13 protein-coding genes are annotated in these 16104 nt (G+C 46.5%); 7 read left to right on the top strand and 6 right to left on the bottom strand.

The features are described 5' to 3' along the window. From JGK14_RS24525 to psbZ, 6 genes are all read right to left on the bottom strand, one after another. Positions 1 to 1395, bottom strand: a complete 1395-nt coding sequence (locus JGK14_RS24525) for an ATP-grasp domain-containing protein (RefSeq protein WP_325315593.1) — start codon at positions 1393 to 1395, stop codon at positions 1 to 3. 430 nt (positions 1396 to 1825) lie between these two features. Beyond that, positions 1826 to 2629, bottom strand: coding sequence for an O-methyltransferase (locus JGK14_RS24520; RefSeq protein WP_293325704.1), 804 nt, complete (start codon positions 2627 to 2629; stop codon positions 1826 to 1828). Positions 2630 to 2631: 2 nt separating this feature from the next. After that, on the bottom strand, positions 2632 to 3870 hold the full coding sequence (locus tag JGK14_RS24515) for a sedoheptulose 7-phosphate cyclase (protein WP_293184913.1): 1239 nt from the start codon (positions 3868 to 3870) through the stop codon (positions 2632 to 2634). Between the two features lie 486 nt (positions 3871 to 4356). Next, complete coding sequence (locus tag JGK14_RS24510; RefSeq protein WP_293184977.1) at positions 4357 to 4905, bottom strand: Uma2 family endonuclease; 549 nt, start codon at positions 4903 to 4905, stop codon at positions 4357 to 4359. Positions 4906 to 5030: 125 nt separating this feature from the next. After that, on the bottom strand, positions 5031 to 5579 hold the full coding sequence (ribH, locus tag JGK14_RS24505) for a 6,7-dimethyl-8-ribityllumazine synthase (RefSeq protein ID WP_293184911.1): 549 nt from the start codon (positions 5577 to 5579) through the stop codon (positions 5031 to 5033). Positions 5580 to 5807: 228 nt separating this feature from the next. Next, entirely contained in the window at positions 5808 to 5999 is a 192-nt protein-coding gene (psbZ, locus tag JGK14_RS24500) for a photosystem II reaction center protein PsbZ (protein ID WP_293184909.1), read from the bottom strand. A gap of 240 nt (positions 6000 to 6239) precedes the next feature. On the opposite strand from psbZ, the gene JGK14_RS24495 reads away from it, so the two are divergent. The 7 genes from JGK14_RS24495 to JGK14_RS24465 all read left to right on the top strand — a co-directional run bounded on the left by JGK14_RS24495 (position 6240) and on the right by JGK14_RS24465 (position 15793). Beyond that, positions 6240 to 6470 (top strand): hypothetical protein, encoded by a 231-nt coding sequence (locus JGK14_RS24495; protein WP_293184908.1) that lies wholly within the window; start codon positions 6240 to 6242, stop codon positions 6468 to 6470. Positions 6471 to 6562: 92 nt separating this feature from the next. After that, on the top strand, positions 6563 to 9562 hold the full coding sequence (locus JGK14_RS24490) for a CBS domain-containing protein (protein WP_325315598.1): 3000 nt from the start codon (positions 6563 to 6565) through the stop codon (positions 9560 to 9562). A gap of 256 nt (positions 9563 to 9818) precedes the next feature. Beyond that, on the top strand, positions 9819 to 10349 hold the full coding sequence (locus JGK14_RS24485; RefSeq protein WP_293325701.1) for a DUF2127 domain-containing protein: 531 nt from the start codon (positions 9819 to 9821) through the stop codon (positions 10347 to 10349). Positions 10350 to 11451: 1102 nt separating this feature from the next. After that, the gene (locus JGK14_RS24480) at positions 11452 to 13023 is read left to right on the top strand and encodes a serine/threonine protein kinase (protein WP_293184906.1); all 1572 of its coding nucleotides are present in this window, start codon (positions 11452 to 11454) and stop codon (positions 13021 to 13023) included. A 315-nt stretch (positions 13024 to 13338) separates the two neighbouring features. Further along, entirely contained in the window at positions 13339 to 13497 is a 159-nt protein-coding gene (locus tag JGK14_RS24475) for a hypothetical protein (protein WP_293184905.1), read from the top strand. 41 nt (positions 13498 to 13538) lie between these two features. Next, positions 13539 to 13880, top strand: a complete 342-nt coding sequence (locus tag JGK14_RS24470) for a DUF6825 family protein (RefSeq protein WP_293184904.1) — start codon at positions 13539 to 13541, stop codon at positions 13878 to 13880. A gap of 146 nt (positions 13881 to 14026) precedes the next feature. Continuing rightward, entirely contained in the window at positions 14027 to 15793 is a 1767-nt protein-coding gene (locus JGK14_RS24465) for an ABC1 kinase family protein (RefSeq protein WP_293184903.1), read from the top strand. The last annotated feature ends 311 nt before the right edge of the window (positions 15794 to 16104 follow it).

The following is a 16104-nucleotide window of genomic DNA, read 5'->3' as shown; positions in this document are numbered from 1 at the left end:
TCAATCTCCTCCTATTTCCACAAGTTTGCCAATATTAAAATCAATCCGAATCCACTCTTTCGGCTTCTGCAAATTTCCCCATAACAATAATGGGATTTGCCAATGATGCACCATCAAAAATGGTAATGGATCGTTCCAATCGAAGATGGCATCTTTACCTTGGGCGATAATTTGTAACCGCTCAGAAACTAGCTTTGGCGACGACAAATTAGTCACCAATCGCCAAATTTCGTGGTAAATCCAGTAAGTCGGGCGGCTAGATGCCAAGGGCTGCACAGTTTGTGGTAAAGATTCGCGATCTAAATAAGCTTTAGCGACATCGGGATGGTTGTAAAACATCGTGATGGCTGAATGGGTGCGGGGATTACATTCGATCGCATAAATCTCTCCATCATCCGCCGCCTGAATGAAATCAAAGGAAACTTGTCCAGTCAAATTGAGACTTTTGGCAAACAGACGAATCCAATTTTCGATATCCGGGCGATCGACATTTTCGTAGTTAACCTGAAATGCTGATGATTCACAACAACAATGCAACTGAACATGACCATCACGGATGGTACTGTGAGTGCAGAACTCTTGTCCCGGAATATACTCTTGCATAATCCAAGGTTTACTCTCGGAAATTGGTAAAGAGTTGACAAAAGTGGCAGTTTCGGCTGGGGTTTCGCAGGGTAATTTAGTGAGATCTAATCTGCGAATAGAATCGTAGGGAATACTTTTGATAATGTATTTGCGCTGTGCACCAGTGAAGTCAAAATCAATTACTTGCTGGGGATTTGTAATTAGGTAAGACTTCGGAACTCGCAGCCCCAAGGCTTCCGCAGCGGCGGCAAATGTATATTTATCATCCAATCTTTGCAGCATTTCGACATCTACGTGCATTACCGTACAGTGGGGAGAAAGTACGCTTTGGACTTCGGCATCGTAGTAACTGGCGACTGGACTACAAACGGGCACGTAAACATTAACTCCCTCTTGTTGGACGATTTTTAAGAGTGCTTGCGGGTATTCCTCTGTCTGGGGATTTGGTACTGTATAAAAGCGATCGACTGCCCAAGAGTAACGATGACCTGTCAGCCAGTATTTCTCAGTTTCAACCAAAATTACCCGATGACCGGCCTTGTGGAACGATCGCGCTAGCTGTAATGCCTTAGTCATCTTGCCGCCACTGATCAAAATCGTTTGCGGATTGGTTGCGGGCGATCGAGACTGGAACGGTTTAGTAAGTATGGCTCTGAGTAAGGCTATTATCGTCAAAGTTAGATTTAGGGGCATTACTAATAGCAACAAAGTCAGAGTTGCTATTGTTTTAAGTGCTGTTTGGAAGCGCCGATTCCCCGCATTTATTTTCTGTTCAGATGGCATCGCTGCAACTGAAATTGTTTCGAGCATAATTTTATAGTAAGTAGGCACTCTAATTAAACGTAATATCAAATCCGCCCTTCATCGGAATTATTCATATCCCTCTTCTCTTCATCGGCGTAAATCCGCGTGAATCCATTGTCATCTGCGGTTGCAAAATTATCTTTTTTTTGACCGCAGATACGGGTAGATAAACGCAGATAAACGCAGATGAGTGATATCGATTTTGGTGACAGACTCTGCACTCGCGATCGGAATTATTCATATCCCTCTTCTCTTCATCGGCGTGAATCCGCGTGAATCCATTGTCATCTGCGGTTGCAAAATTATCTTTTTTTTGACCGCAGATACAGGTAAATAAACGCAGATAAACGCAGATGAATTATATCAAATCCCTAAATCCCCCACCCTGCCCTGATTAAGGGAGGCTAGGGGGAGATCCGGGACAAGAAAACACGCTCTAAACGCGCCGAATCAAGGTAATCCCATCTCTCAATGGCACTAACACCTGCTCTACGCGCGGATCGTCAACCAGAGCCTGGTTGAATTTAGCGATCGCAATTCCGTTAGCAGTAGCAGTATCCGACAAATAGGGCTGTCCCTGCATCAGAGTATTATCGGCACAAATCAAGCCATTGGGCGCCAACAAACCAGTCGTCAGAAGTAAGTCGAGATAGTCAGTGTATCCACCTTTGTCAGCATCGATAAACACTAAATCGAACACTTCTCCAGCAGCAGCCAATTGTTTCATGGTTTCTAAAGCCGGTGCCACCTTCACTGATATTTTGTGGCCAGCAGTCGATTCGTCGAAACACTTCTGGGCAAATTCAGCGACGTAAGTATCTACTTCGCAGGCTACCACTTCTCCATCAACAGGAAGGGCTTCAGCCATCGCTAGTGCTGAGTAGCCAGTAAACATCCCGATTTCCAGCACGCGCTGTGCCTTCGTCAGATGGACGAGAAATTTGAGCATTTGCCCTTCCACATGGCCGGAGAGCATCTCTTGTTCCAAGTGGCGCACTGTCTCGCCGTCGGAGAATCGCTTACTCCAATCTTCTGATTGGGTGCGCTTGACTAAGGTGGCTAAGGCGGGAGATTCTGCTGTGGTACAAAGGTTCAGGTAGGGATCGAGACCGTTTGCCAATTCGTAGGCTTGTTGTAATTCTGCCTTGAAAGCTCGATCGATCGCATCTTGAGACTCTACCTGCTGGACTAGACTTTCGAGTTTAGCCGCTAGAATCCCAACTGGGGTAACAGGTCTCATCTTTATACCCCTGCTGTGGAACGAGTTCCAACTTTGTTCAGTACCACATACATATTCTCGCCATCGCCATTGCGTGGGTAGCCATGACAGATTTTTTGATGCACCGCTAGGGCTTCATCTAACTCAGTCCGAGTCAAATCATTCATGAAAAAGCAGTCACCAATGGGGCATGGAGCCGCCGCACGTTGGAGACCGTCACGGGTACGGGCGATGGATGTTGTTGCTTTCCAGAGCAATTCTGATGTAAGATGAGGGCTATCAATTGCTAGTCCGAGGCGACTCATTAATCCTAGGATGCGATCGCGCGAGGCGATCGAAATGTAGCCCCGTTGTTGAGCAATAGTCGCCGAAAAAGCCATATCGATGGCGACACTATGGCCGTGGAACATCGGAATTTCCGGTGTTAGTTCCAGCGTCGGACTCCAAGTGTGACCATAGGCAATCACTCGATCCAAATCTAGCTCGTGCAGGTTTGGTACTTCTAAGGCTAGCATTGATTGAATCGCATTGTAGGTTAAGCGATGCGCCACTTCTCGCAGTTCTGATGTGCCATCTAGATACCCAAAGTGGCTGTGCAGCAATGCTTCGCCGTAGTTTTCCAACAATTCAAAGATTTCTTTGTTGCCAACAACCGCGATCTTAATTAACTCTGCCATGCCGTTGCGTATTTGGTCGATCGGCAGAGTTTTCAGGAAGGAGAAATCTAAAATTACTTTCTGCGAAGCATGGTAAGCACCGAGGCGGTTTTTTAGTTTACCGTGATTCACAGCTACCTTGATCGCCACACTCGCATCAATCAGCCCAATTAGGGTTGTTGGTACGCGAATGTAGTTAGTCCGACGGCGATAGGAGGAGCAGGCAAAACCTGTTACGTCAGTAGTCAATCCACCACCAACCACCAATACAGGTTCTTTCCGCACCAGTCCGAAATCAACAAAGGCATCTATGATGCTTTCAAAGGTGGTTAAGGTTTTATCTGGTTCCTTGATACTCACTGGAAAGACGGTTAAATCTATCTCGTGATACTGGAAGTAAGAGTGCATCTGCTTGCCGTACAAACCATACACTGTCTGGTCTACAACCATTAGACAGCGACCAAATTGCCGATAGCTATCCGCAATTTCTGGATTTTCGAGTTTGAAAGCGCCATCTACATAGAGTAGACTGAAATCAATTTTTTCGTACCCTTCAATGTGAAAAGCGCGATCGGTAGCTGTAAACGTAGCTTGAATGTCACCCATAAATTTTTTTCACTTTCATGTTGGTAAGTAACTGTAAGTATCCGGGCGAACCTCAAAATTATCAATCCCTTTGTTGGTAAGCTTCCTAGGTATTAACTGGACAAATTAATTATTTAATATTACGTTAACAATTGACCTGAAAGTTCACTTTCAAACCTGTTTGTTAAGAATACGTTAAATACTGTTTGTACAGCATTTGTACTGAAAGCCATCCTAGGATCGAGTTGAGACGGCCTCAATGCTTACACAAAACTTAACATAACGAATTTCTCATATTTGTGCAACCAAATTTAGATAAATCTCATAAAACTGTTGAGGAATATTAGATAATGGGCGATTTTTAGTTAAAAAATTTACAGATAAATCAGTATTTGAGGGAGTTTATGTATTCTAGGATACTCAGTAAGCCAAAAGGGCGATCGCGATTGACAATAAATGTATAAAATTATACTGAAAATTCAGGGAGTGTTTTAAAGTCAATTCAGCTTAGGCTGGAAACACCAAAGACAAATCCAGAGACAAATCGGGAAACCCCGGAATTACGACAGCCTCATTTTGCAGAACGACTTTTTGCGATCGATAATTGAAATCACCTTGTCTTTTTTGATAAGGTTCGCTGTGCATTTCGAGTTGACGATCGACTAAATTAAATATCCAATAATTAGCAATTCCAGATTCGGCATAGAGAGATAGCTTTGTTTCGCGATCGTACTTTAAAGTAGAATCAGAAACCTCAATTACTAACAAGATATCCGCAGGCTCCGGGTGAGAAGCTAAATAACGATCGGAACGATTGCGGGCGATAACCACATCAGGTTCTGGTTCGCTATCTGTAGTAGATAAAATTATCGGCTCTTGACCGCGCACGATCGCCTTTTTTATCGCCAGCGTGCACAACTCTCCTAATAGTAGCGAATTACAAACAGAATGAAACGTAGTTTTAGCAGCTTTGATGATAATTTCTCCGCGAATCAATTCTACTTGCTCATCGGGAGCGAAAAATCCCAGTTTTCCCAAACGGTGATATTCTGCGATCGAGAATCTTTTCGCGGTGACACTATTCGTAGCTTTCCTTACCTACTTTATTTCTTAGTCTCGCGTTGCGCGGACTTTGTTTTTGTAGACGCGATTTCAATCGCCGAGTTATCTGAGAAGATATATTAAGCCCGATCGCCCGGGAGCACTTGAACAGCAGCAGCCTCCGGTAATCGATCGTAAGAACTTCCACCCAAACTATTAACTTGACGCATCAAAGTGCCCATTTCCAGAGCACTCATCCCATAATTCCAGCCCAAATTGCTCTTAATTCCCGCCCTTTCCAAAGCTTGCTGCATCGTGTCAGTCGTCACCACGCCAAAAATCACCGGGACACCACTTTGAAAAGCAGCAGCAGCAATTCCTTTAGAAACCTCACCAGCTACAAAATCGAAATGCGGAGTTTGACCGCGAATTACCGCACCCAGACAGATTACCGCATCGTAGCGGCCAGAAAGAGCAGCTTTGCGGGCCACCAAAGGAATTTCAAAACATCCGGGAACCCAATAAAAATCAACTTGATTTCCATGAGGATTGATATCAACGCCGTGGCGTTTCAAACAATCTTGACATCCTTCCAAAAGTTTGTTGACAATCAAATCGTTAAAACGACCGATGACAATCGCAAATCGCAAAGATTCTGTTTGAGTAAAATTTCCCTCGAAAACTGCCATAGTGCTCTAATTTTAGATTTTAGGTTTTAGATTTTAGATTTTTGTTTGCCAGAAGGTAAAGTTTAGAAAGCAGAAACATCTGATTTTAATCTCAAGTGCACAAACATACAGGATCGCGCGGATTGGAAATTTTTTAGTGGGTACCGAATACCGAATACCTTCAAAATTCTGGTTAATGCCTTCAGCCTTCTATCTTTTACCTTCTTTATTCGAGAGCGATGGGCGAGCTTAAACTACCAAAAAGTTCAATACAGCCACTGCAATAACCAGCAAGAACCACAGACCTGAACCTACAAAAATCAAGGATTTAGACTGATTCCAGTTTTGGGGAGAGGCATAAGCAACAGGCACGCCAACTACCATCACAAAAGACAGCAGTACGAGAGCCAGTAAAACCAATTGAAACAGAATTGATAACATTTTTTCTCCTTTCGATATAGCCGTGCGTTGACGAGAAATAGTTTGTAATAATCTGGATAAAAATTCCAGATTATAGTTTTTGACCCATTTAAAAACGGGTTCACTTCCCCGACTTACGTCGTGGAGATTTCAAAATCTTAGACCAAAGTTGCATCTCCCAGATCGATCTGTGGAGTAAATCTAAAATCTACAATCTACAATCGACTGACTGTATCCCGATATTAATCCAGAAATTGTCGGTTGATTGATACGAAAGAGACTTTGCAAATTCGGGCGTTGCGCGAACAGGCGCCAGCGGCTCTTGAGATTTACATCAATTTTATCATTGTTCGCTACTTGACAGAACACTGGGTTCAAGACAGGCTGAAGGCTGAGTTAAGCAGTCGAGGTCGCATTAAACCTCGGAAACCGGGTTTATTAGGTGATTTCTGGTTCCTCGTCGCAATTTTTTTACCTAAACCCGGTTTCTAGCCCCATGCGTAAGTTTTGCTATAGTGCGATCGCCCGGTATCAAAGCCCCAGAAATTGCTAGTGTGGGAGTGAGAGATGCGAGATTTTCGGCTATGGACTTAGTTTTGTGCCACACAACAGCAGATTTTGACAGCTTGGGAGCAGCGGTGGGACTTTGCGTGCTGCGCCCCGGTAGCAGAATTGTGCTGACTGGGGGTTGTCACCCGACAGTGCGGGATTTTTTGGCGCTGCACCGCGACGAGTACCCGCTGATCGAACGCCGATCGGTCAATCCGCAACAAATTCGATCGATTACTATAGTAGATGCCTCGGGGCGCGATCGTTTAGGAAAAGCCGCCGAATGGCTGGATTTGCCACACCTCAACGAAATAGCGGTTTTTGACCACCACCTGCAAGCCGATTTGGACATCCCCGCGACTGTTACCCAAATCGAAGCTGTCGGCGCAACCACCACATTAATTGTCGAAAAACTCCGCGAAAAACTCAAAAATTCAGCAGAAAACGGCGATACAGTATCCCGGCTTTTACCTTCAGAAGCCACAGTCATGGCCCTCGGTATCCACGTCGATACCGGTTCCCTCACCTTCGACGGCGCAACCGCGCGAGATGCAATGGCTTTGGCGTGGTTGATGGAACAAGGAGCAAGTTTGCGGGTAATCTCTGAATATGTAGAACCCGGTTTGTCTCCGCAATTGCAGGATTTGCTCAGAGAAGCATTGGAGAATTTGCGATCGCAAACCTTGCACGGTTATACAGTAGCTTGGGTATTACTTTCTACTGAAGCCTACGTGCCCGGACTTTCGGCGCTAGCTTCTCGCTTGTTGGATTTAACTGAAACCGATGCTCTACTTTTAGGCAATGTCTATAAATTTAGCGAAAACGACAACCGCAACATCGCCCAATCTCCAGTTTCCAACCGCTTAGCTATTATCGGTCGATCGCGTATCGAAGGCACAAACCTCAGCGAATTGTTCAAACCTTTCGGCGGCGGAGGCCACGCCCGCGCCGCATCCCTCGCCACCCGAGATGTTGACGCCCTGCTGACTTTAAATCAATTAGCCGACGAACTCAAAGCTCAAATCCCGCACCCTCCCACCGCCCGCGAATTAATGTCATCCCCAGTGAGGAGCATTCGCCCGGAAATCTCCGTGGGAGAGGCTCACCGTATCCTCCTACGTTACGGACATTCTGGACTTTCAGTGGTCGATACGGGCGATCTACTGGCAGGCATTATCTCGCGCCGCGACATTGATATCGCCCTCCACCACGGTTTCAGTCACGCTCCGGTTAAGGGTTACATGACTCCGCAGCTAAAAACGATCGCCCCGGATACCTTGCTGCCAGAAATTGAAGCTTTAATGGTGACATACGATATCGGGCGTTTGCCGGTATTGGAAAACGGCCAACTGGTGGGAATTGTGACTCGCACTGACGTATTGCGGGAATTGCACCAGCAAAAAGCGCGCGATAGTGGAAGTAATGCTGAGTTGTCTAATTATCCTGTATCTGAGTCGGTTGAGCAGTTGTTGCGATCGGGCATTAGTAGCGAATTATGGCAATTATTGTCGATCGCAGCCAACATTGCCCAACAGCGCGGCTGGCAACTTTATATTGTCGGTGGAGCAGTCCGCGATTTATTATTAGCTTTGAATGACACCAAGGGCGGGCAAGATGCCCACCCCACAACATTAAACTCTTGTGGAACAGGCATCTTGCCTGTTACCCTAACTGATATTGATTTGGTAGTCGATGGCAACTGCGGTACCGACGATTCCGGTGCCGGTGTCGAATTAGCCTCAGCCCTGCAAAAGCTTTACCCCAACTCGCGTTTGGACGTTCACGGTCAATTTCAAACCGCCGCCCTATTGTGGCACAAAGACTCTGCTTTCGGCTCGCTGTGGCTGGATATCGCTACGGCTCGTACTGAATTTTATCCCTATCCGGCTGCAAATCCCGAAGTTGAAGCGAGTTCGATCCGCCAAGATTTGTACCGCAGGGATTTTACTATTAATGCGCTGGCTGTGCGGTTGGGAGTTCCCCGCAGCGGCGAATTGTTGGATTTTTTTGGCGGTTTGCTAGATTTGGAATCGCGGCAAATTCGAGTTTTGCACGCTAACAGTTTTATCGAAGATCCGACGCGGATTTATCGGGCGGTGCGGTTTGCGGTACGGCTGGGATTTTCCATTGAATCGCAGACTGAAGGATACATCCGCCACGCTTTGGAAAGCGGAATTTATTACCGAATTCAGGGGGAAAACGGCAGAACTCCGGCTTTGGAAACTCGCCTCAAAAGTGAATTGAAGTACATTTTGCAAGCTCCTTATTGGCAGGTTGCTTTGCAGATGTTGGGAGATTTGCAAGCTTTGCGCTGTATTCATCCTACTTTAGATTTGGATCGTCCGTTGTGGCGGCGACTGCGTTTGCTCGATCGATGTTTGAATGGAAGGAAGAAATCCGAGGGAAGTCGGAAGAAGGAAGAGGGAAGTCGGAAGAAGGAAGAAGGAAGAGGAAAGAAGGAAGAAGGAAGAAGGAAGAAGGAACAAACTATTCCCAATGCCCAATTCCTAATGCCCGATGCCCAATTCCCAATTCCCAATTCCCAATTCCCAATGCCCAATTCCCAATTCCCAATTATCAATATTCCAGATTGGCTGATGCGGCTGGAAGTTTTGATTGCTTATTTAGCACCGGAATATCGGGTTAAAGTGGCTACAAATCTTCAGTTACCTGCTGACAGTATTAAGCGGCTGGAAGTTTTGGAAGCTGGAAATCAGGAATTAGCAAAGGATTTACTGAAGTGTAATTTACCCAGTCAATTGGTGTTTATGTTGAGGAATTATGAGTTGCCGCTGTTAATTGCGATCGCCCTGCAAAGCCCCCGCAGCGCCCGCCGCCAGATTTGGCAATATATCACCCGGTTGGCGAATGTTGAGCCGCCTTTAAACGGCAATGACTTGAAGGCTTTGGGTTACAAGCCCGGGCCTGGGTTTAAGGTAATGTTGGATGATTTGTTGGCGGCTGCGTTGGATGGCGATTTGGGCGATCGGGCTAGCGCGATCTCTTTCTTAGCACAACGTTACCCTCAATCTTAGTCTGCTATAGCGGCTCTAGCTCTCATATGAGGTACGTTGTTGGGCTTCAGCCCTCTTTGTCTGGGAGGTTATATAAGCTGTCAGTCATACCTCATCTTTGTGAGAAAGGCTATATGTCAGCAGCACGTTATTTTTTGTAAATATATCGGCTAATAATTGCTGAATTTTACCGTCATCTTGTATCCGTTAATCGGGTACACTGACTCGTTGCCGCACAGCCATCTTATATCCGTTAAATCTCGCGCCAGCGAATTCGTTGCCGAACTTTTTTCTTCCTTATTCACAAGCCGATCGTCGCACATTATTAGATTTTTTGAGAATTTACGTGAAAAAACAGCGTCCTCCTGGTTTAATCGCAATTGTCGTTTACAAAACTTTTGTAGCAGCCCTCTTGACAGTAACTTCCGTCGCTTTACTTTTAGCGCTGAAGAATCATCAAGCCTTGGAAGATTTTTCGGAATCGTACTTCTTGGAAAGTAAATTAAAAATAATTGAGCTTCTACTAGATAAAGTTCTAAGTGTAAAGCCTAAAACATTACTATTTAGCGGACTTGCAGCAGGACTTTATGCCGTTTTAACTGCTCTTGAAGCAGTTGGTTTGTGGTACGAAAAAGGGTGGGCGACTATTTTGGTTTTAGCGCTGGTAGGTATCAGTATCCCGCCCGAAATATATGAGTTATTTCATGGTTTTACCGTACTTAAGCTGGTGGTTTTTATCGCAAATATAGCGGTGTTTTGGTATTTGCTGCACCATTTGCCGAAGCACGGTAATTCAGTTGACAGTTGACAGTTGACAATTGACAGCAACTTCTACCTGGAAGCCCGAGGATTGGGGTAATGAATCGTCTGATTTTAATTTATACGCCAAACCCATAGGCTTTAAACAAATTTTTTATTGTAAGGAAGATTAAAGTTCAATACGCTGGAGTCCTAATACCATTTTTTTAAATTTATAACAGACTTTAGAAAATACGGAAAGTCTATAAATTACAATCTCTTGTCGTCGTATAGCCTTTCTCAAAAAGGTGAGGTATGACTGACAGGTTATATAACCACTGAAACCAAGAGGGCTCTCTTCCCAACAACGTCCGCGAATATGAGAGCTAGATCCGCTATAGATCTCTATCGGATATTTAGAAAAATAGTATAAGGTACACTGCTATTAAAAATTAGTCAAAAAAATAGACTTTTCTATTTTCAAGTAGCGACGCACCTGTGCCATTGCGCTTTCACCAAACAACCATGTTTGTAATATGAATTTTCAAAACTCTGGCAACATTATTCGTAAGGTGCGGATACATCAACAATCCCTAAAATTAATTCACTTTTCGAGCGGCAACGAATCTTACCTACAGAGTCGATCGAACAAACCGAACACTTGTTTTGTAGCACTACTTTTGATAAATGGTATAAGTAGGACTCCCTTCTATAGACTTTCTCAGCTTTCTGGAGGTACAAGTTGAGATTTTCCATTTTTCGATTTGAGATTGGGGATTGAGGGATTGATTGGTCAATACTTCATCTTTTTGAAAAGATATATCATAACAGTGACCACAAGTCAAATAAAAACCTAAATCTTTACATAAGCCTGCGATTGGTAAAGATTTGATAAAGGCAAGAGGGGTTATACCCCCCATGGGCTATAGTCATAGTCATATAGATGCACCCTGATGGCTTTCCCGTTCCACAAGAGCGGGATTTTTATTGGCAAAAAATTGTGTTAAGTTTTGAGACGACGGCTACAGATAAAATAACCGCCAGAGGCAAAGATGACCTGGCAGAGCAAAACCGACGCCCTAGGGCGCCGATCGTCGATCGAACCTCACCCCTAACTCTGCTTTCATAACCCAAAGGCGGTAGCATAGTTTGGGAACCGGCATCAACTAAAGATGAACTTAGCGCCAGCAACAGTCCTGCAAAAGGGCAAATACACAATTAACGCGACTTTAGGCAGAGGAGGGTTCGGCATCACTTACCGAGCTACCCACACCCAATTAAACCAAACCGTCGTACTCAAAACCCTCAACGAAAGTCTGCGCCAACACCCAGCCTCTGCCCAGTTTCAGCAGCAGTTTATTGCCGAAGCCCAGCGCCTGTCTCGATGCCAGCATTCAAACATCGTCAGGGTAATTGACTTTTTTGAAGAAGCCGGACAGTCTTTTATCGCGATGGACTACATTCCGGGCCAAACTCTCGCCCAAATAGTCGAAACCAGTCAGCCGCTACCAGAAGCCCAGGCCCTGCACTACATTCGGCAAATAGCCTCAGCGGTAAGTACAGTTCACCACAGCGGATTGCTACACGGAGACATCAATCCAGAAAATATGATCCGGCGAGCCGATTCTCATCTAGTAATGTTGATAGACTTCGGTGTTGCTCGCGACTTTATCGCCGACACGAAACAAACTCACACTAACTTGCTTTCCCCAGGATACGCGCCGCTCGAACAATACCTCTATGACGGTAAATGTACGCCTGCCACAGATGTTTACGCGATCGCAGCCACCCTTTACTACTTGCTCTCCGGCGTACCACCCGTAGCAGCACCCCTGCGCGATCGCATTCCCCTGGCTTCTTTGCGGCAATTTCAGCCCAACCTCAGCCCCGGCATTGAGCGAGCAATCCTTCAGGGACTCGAAACCGACCCCCAGAAACGCCCCCAGACAGTGGAAAATTGGCTTACTATGCTGCAAGAAACAGAGCGATTACCCGCACAGAGAACAGACAAGCAAAGTTTGCGATTGCCAGCACCTCCCCCCCTGCCGTTGACCTTGCTGGCGTTTGTCGTCACGGCTGCAATTGCTGGCTGGATGGGTTTTGACTTGGCCTGGCGCTACCACAGCATCAGTGCCAGCAACAACAGATCCACAACTCAATCCTTCCCATCTTTGGAAGATTTGCTCAAATCCCGTGATTTGTCAGGGCCGATGTTCGGGCAGCCGTCTGTCGAAAGCAGCCCTCTGGTTCCACTCCAACTCAACAAGCGCCCCAAACCCACGTCAGACAGCAGCATACCAGAACCGATCGACAACTCAACAGCTAGCGCCCAACCTTCTGCCTCCCCAAGCCCGGAGACTCCCGCCCCAGATCCTGAACCTTCAGCATCCCCAACTCCCGATCCCGAAGCGCAGATCTCTGAGTACCCCATTCCAGAACCTAAAACTGAAACCCAGCCAGCACCCGAAGCAGCATCCGCACCTGTACCAGAAGTTCCGCCCCTGCCACCCGAATCCCGCAGATCCTCCCCTCCCGTACCCGCACCCGCCCCGTCTGCTGCCAATAGTTCTGAAACATTCCCACAGCAAGAATCCGCACCGACAGTACCGTCACCGGCCCTAGGATCGATCGAACCGCCAATACCAAGCCAAAACGGCAGCAATTCCGGTACTTCGATCGCACCTTACTCGCCGCCCCCCGTGCCAGAACCGACAGTGCCTTATCCTGAACCTGCGACAAATTAGTATTCTTTTTTTTGCTTAAAAGGGCGAACTAATCCTTGGTTTGAGGATTGACTAAATATCCATCGATTGTGGAGCGAATAACGCCATTCCAAACCACAGACAATTTCGCACAACCTGCGATAGACTCAGAAAATATCAATAGCCATTGCCGGAAATTATCGAATATTTTCTATCACCTAACTAATCAGAATGGAAACCCCAAAATTTATAAATATTTGATATTTTGTGGTAAATTATGTTAATATTGAGACCGGACGGCTAGGTTGTTCGAGGTCGCCCATTAGTTCTGCCAAACCTACTAAGCTTGAGAAAGGTTTGAGTAAAACTAGAGCCGAGAATGCCGTGAGTTACCGTGGTGGCGCCCTATATGCGATCGCGATCGGTGCAAACAGTTGTTTTTTTCGGTGCAAGCCAGGGTGGTCGATCGATTCGGGCAAAGTTCCTTTCTTTGGGAACAAGCGCCATCGAGGATAAGCAAGTTATAATTTGTTGCGGAAGCGTACAGAGATTTCTATATGAGTAAACCCCCAGTTCATGCCTTTTTTGTAGGAAGAGCAGTTGCCGAAGCACTGTACGAGCAATTAGAAAGCGCAGCAACCAACGCTTTCTCCGAACTCGGCAAATTTGACGCCGAACAAAGAGAACGCCTGCGCCAGTTCACAGATAAAGTTGTAGAACGGGCCAATCGCGCTGCCGATGAGGCGATGCAGACCAGAACTGGTACTGGAACCACCAGCACTACTACTGACATTCAAGACATCCATCCCGCAGACTTGCAAGTAACGATCGACGAGCTGCGCGCCGAAGTCGCTCTCGTGCGATCGGAATTGCAGCGCTACCGCAGCAGTTTGCCTTAACAAAGGACGATTCCAGCGGACGATAGCTCCGAAGTGACGATCGCAACAACTACTGATTGTTACACGAGCGCAAAGCAATGCGCTCCTGCGCTCCTTCCTACCTGCAATCAAAGCAACAACATAAAATAAGCAATTTGGGAACCCAAGTGTCTGCTCTCCTTGATGACTCTGTTAATCGCCAGCGCTCCCCCAAGCGTACTAGCGACGCCGATGAGCCAAAAACTGCTGGTAAATCCTACAAAAGTAAAGCTTATCGCTGGAATCGCGAAAAATATTCCCGGCAGCGACGATTCTTCGACATTTGGGCCTTTGTCCTGCTCTGGCTGGCTTCACTGTGGTTCGACAGCAAAAACTGGAGCTACTGGGGAGGTGTAACTGAAGAAAAGAAAGTTGCCAGACGCCGCTTTCAAGCTATCTGGGTTCGAGAAACACTCTTGGATTTAGGCCCGACTTTCATTAAAGTTGGACAATTATTTTCCACCCGCGCCGACTTGTTCCCGGCAGAGTTTGTCGAGGAACTTTCTAAGCTGCAAGATAAAGTGCCTGCTTTCAGCTACGAACAGTTAGAGGTAATTGTCGAGCAAGATTTGGGCAAGACTGTTGAGGAACTCTACCGCAGCTTCGATCCTGTGCCCCTGGCCGCTGCCAGTTTGGGTCAGGTACACAAAGCTCAACTGCACTCGGGCCCGGAAGTTGTAGTAAAAGTGCAACGCCCTGGACTGCGAAAGCTGTTTGAAATAGATTTGCAAATTCTCAAGGGGATTGCTCGCTATTTTCAAAACCATCCTAAGTGGGGCCGCGGCCGAGATTGGATGGGGATTTATGAGGAATGTTGTCGCATTCTGTGGCTGGAAATAGACTATCTCCATGAAGGCCGCAATGCTGATACTTTTCGCCGCAATTTTAGCAACTGCGACTGGGTGCAGGTGCCACGAGTTTATTGGCGCTACGCGGCTCCGCGAGTGCTGACTTTGGAATACCTACCAGGGATTAAAATCAGCCACTACGAAGCTCTCGAAGCAGCCGGGATCGATCGCAAATTAATCGCTCAGTTAGGCGCTAAAGCTTATTTGCGGCAGTTGCTCAACGATGGCTTTTTCCACGCAGATCCCCACCCCGGCAATATCGCTGTGAGTGCTGACGGATCTCTGATTTTCTACGATTTCGGCATGATGGGTCAAATCCAGTCCAACGTCCGCGAAGGACTGATGGAGACTCTCTACGGCATTGCTTCCAAGGATGGACAGCGGATTATGGATTCTCTGATCAACTTGGGCGCTTTGGTTCCCACAGGCGATATGAGTCCCGTGCGCCGCAGCATCCAGTATATGCTCGATAACTTCATGGATAAGCCTTTTGAAGAGCAGTCCGTGAGTGCGATTACCGATGACCTTTACGATATTGCCTACGACCAACCTTTTCGCTTCCCAGCTACCTTTACTTTTGTAATGCGAGCTTTTTCGACGATTGAAGGCGTGGGCCGGGGTTTAGATCCCGAGTTTAACTTTATGGAGGTGGCACAACCTTTTGCCATGCAGCTTATGACTAATGGAAATGGGCCGGATGCAACGAGCAGCATTTTTAACGAACTAGGCCGTCAGGCGGCTCAGGTGAGTTCGACTGCTTTGGGTTTGCCCCGCCGGATTGAGGAGACTATTGATAAACTCGAACAGGGAGATTTACGGATTCGAGTCCGTTCTTCCGAAGCTGAGCGATTGATGCGCCGCATGAGCAACGTTCAAATGGGCACTAATTATACTTTGATGATGAGTGCTTTTACTTTGTCGGCGACAATTTTGTTTGTCAGCAATCAAGTATGGCCCGCTGTCGCTGTGGCTTTGCTGGCTGCGGGTGCTGGGTTTGCTCTGTTGCGTTTGTTCAAACGGATCGATCGATTAGATAGAATGTCATAATGCGGCCAATTGACGATCGAAAATTTCTGGCTTGAGATTTGTCGCCTGCAAAAACTTAACATTTAACGAGTTCGCCGGGAATTCCCCATCCTCTCGTAGTGTAGGAACAGCGTAGCGTCTTCCGCAACGAAGAAGGTTGGGGATGAAAGGCAGGTGGATGTAGCGCAGCGGAGCAAGACTTAAGTGGCAAATAGTCTGCTAAACTTATCTACAGTTGATTGCTGAGAGTCAGTTCCATGTTTGCCGTCAAGCGAGCGCTCAAATTAAATAATACTGAAGCAACCTTGATGGCAAAACACGCAGGCTTTCGG

This window comes from Microcoleus sp. PH2017_28_MFU_U_A, from assembly GCF_020738035.1.
Lineage (GTDB): Bacteria > Cyanobacteriota > Cyanobacteriia > Cyanobacteriales > Microcoleaceae > Microcoleus.
The sequence above is the reverse complement of the archived record's forward strand: the minus strand, read 5'-3'. Positions and strand labels throughout refer to the sequence as shown.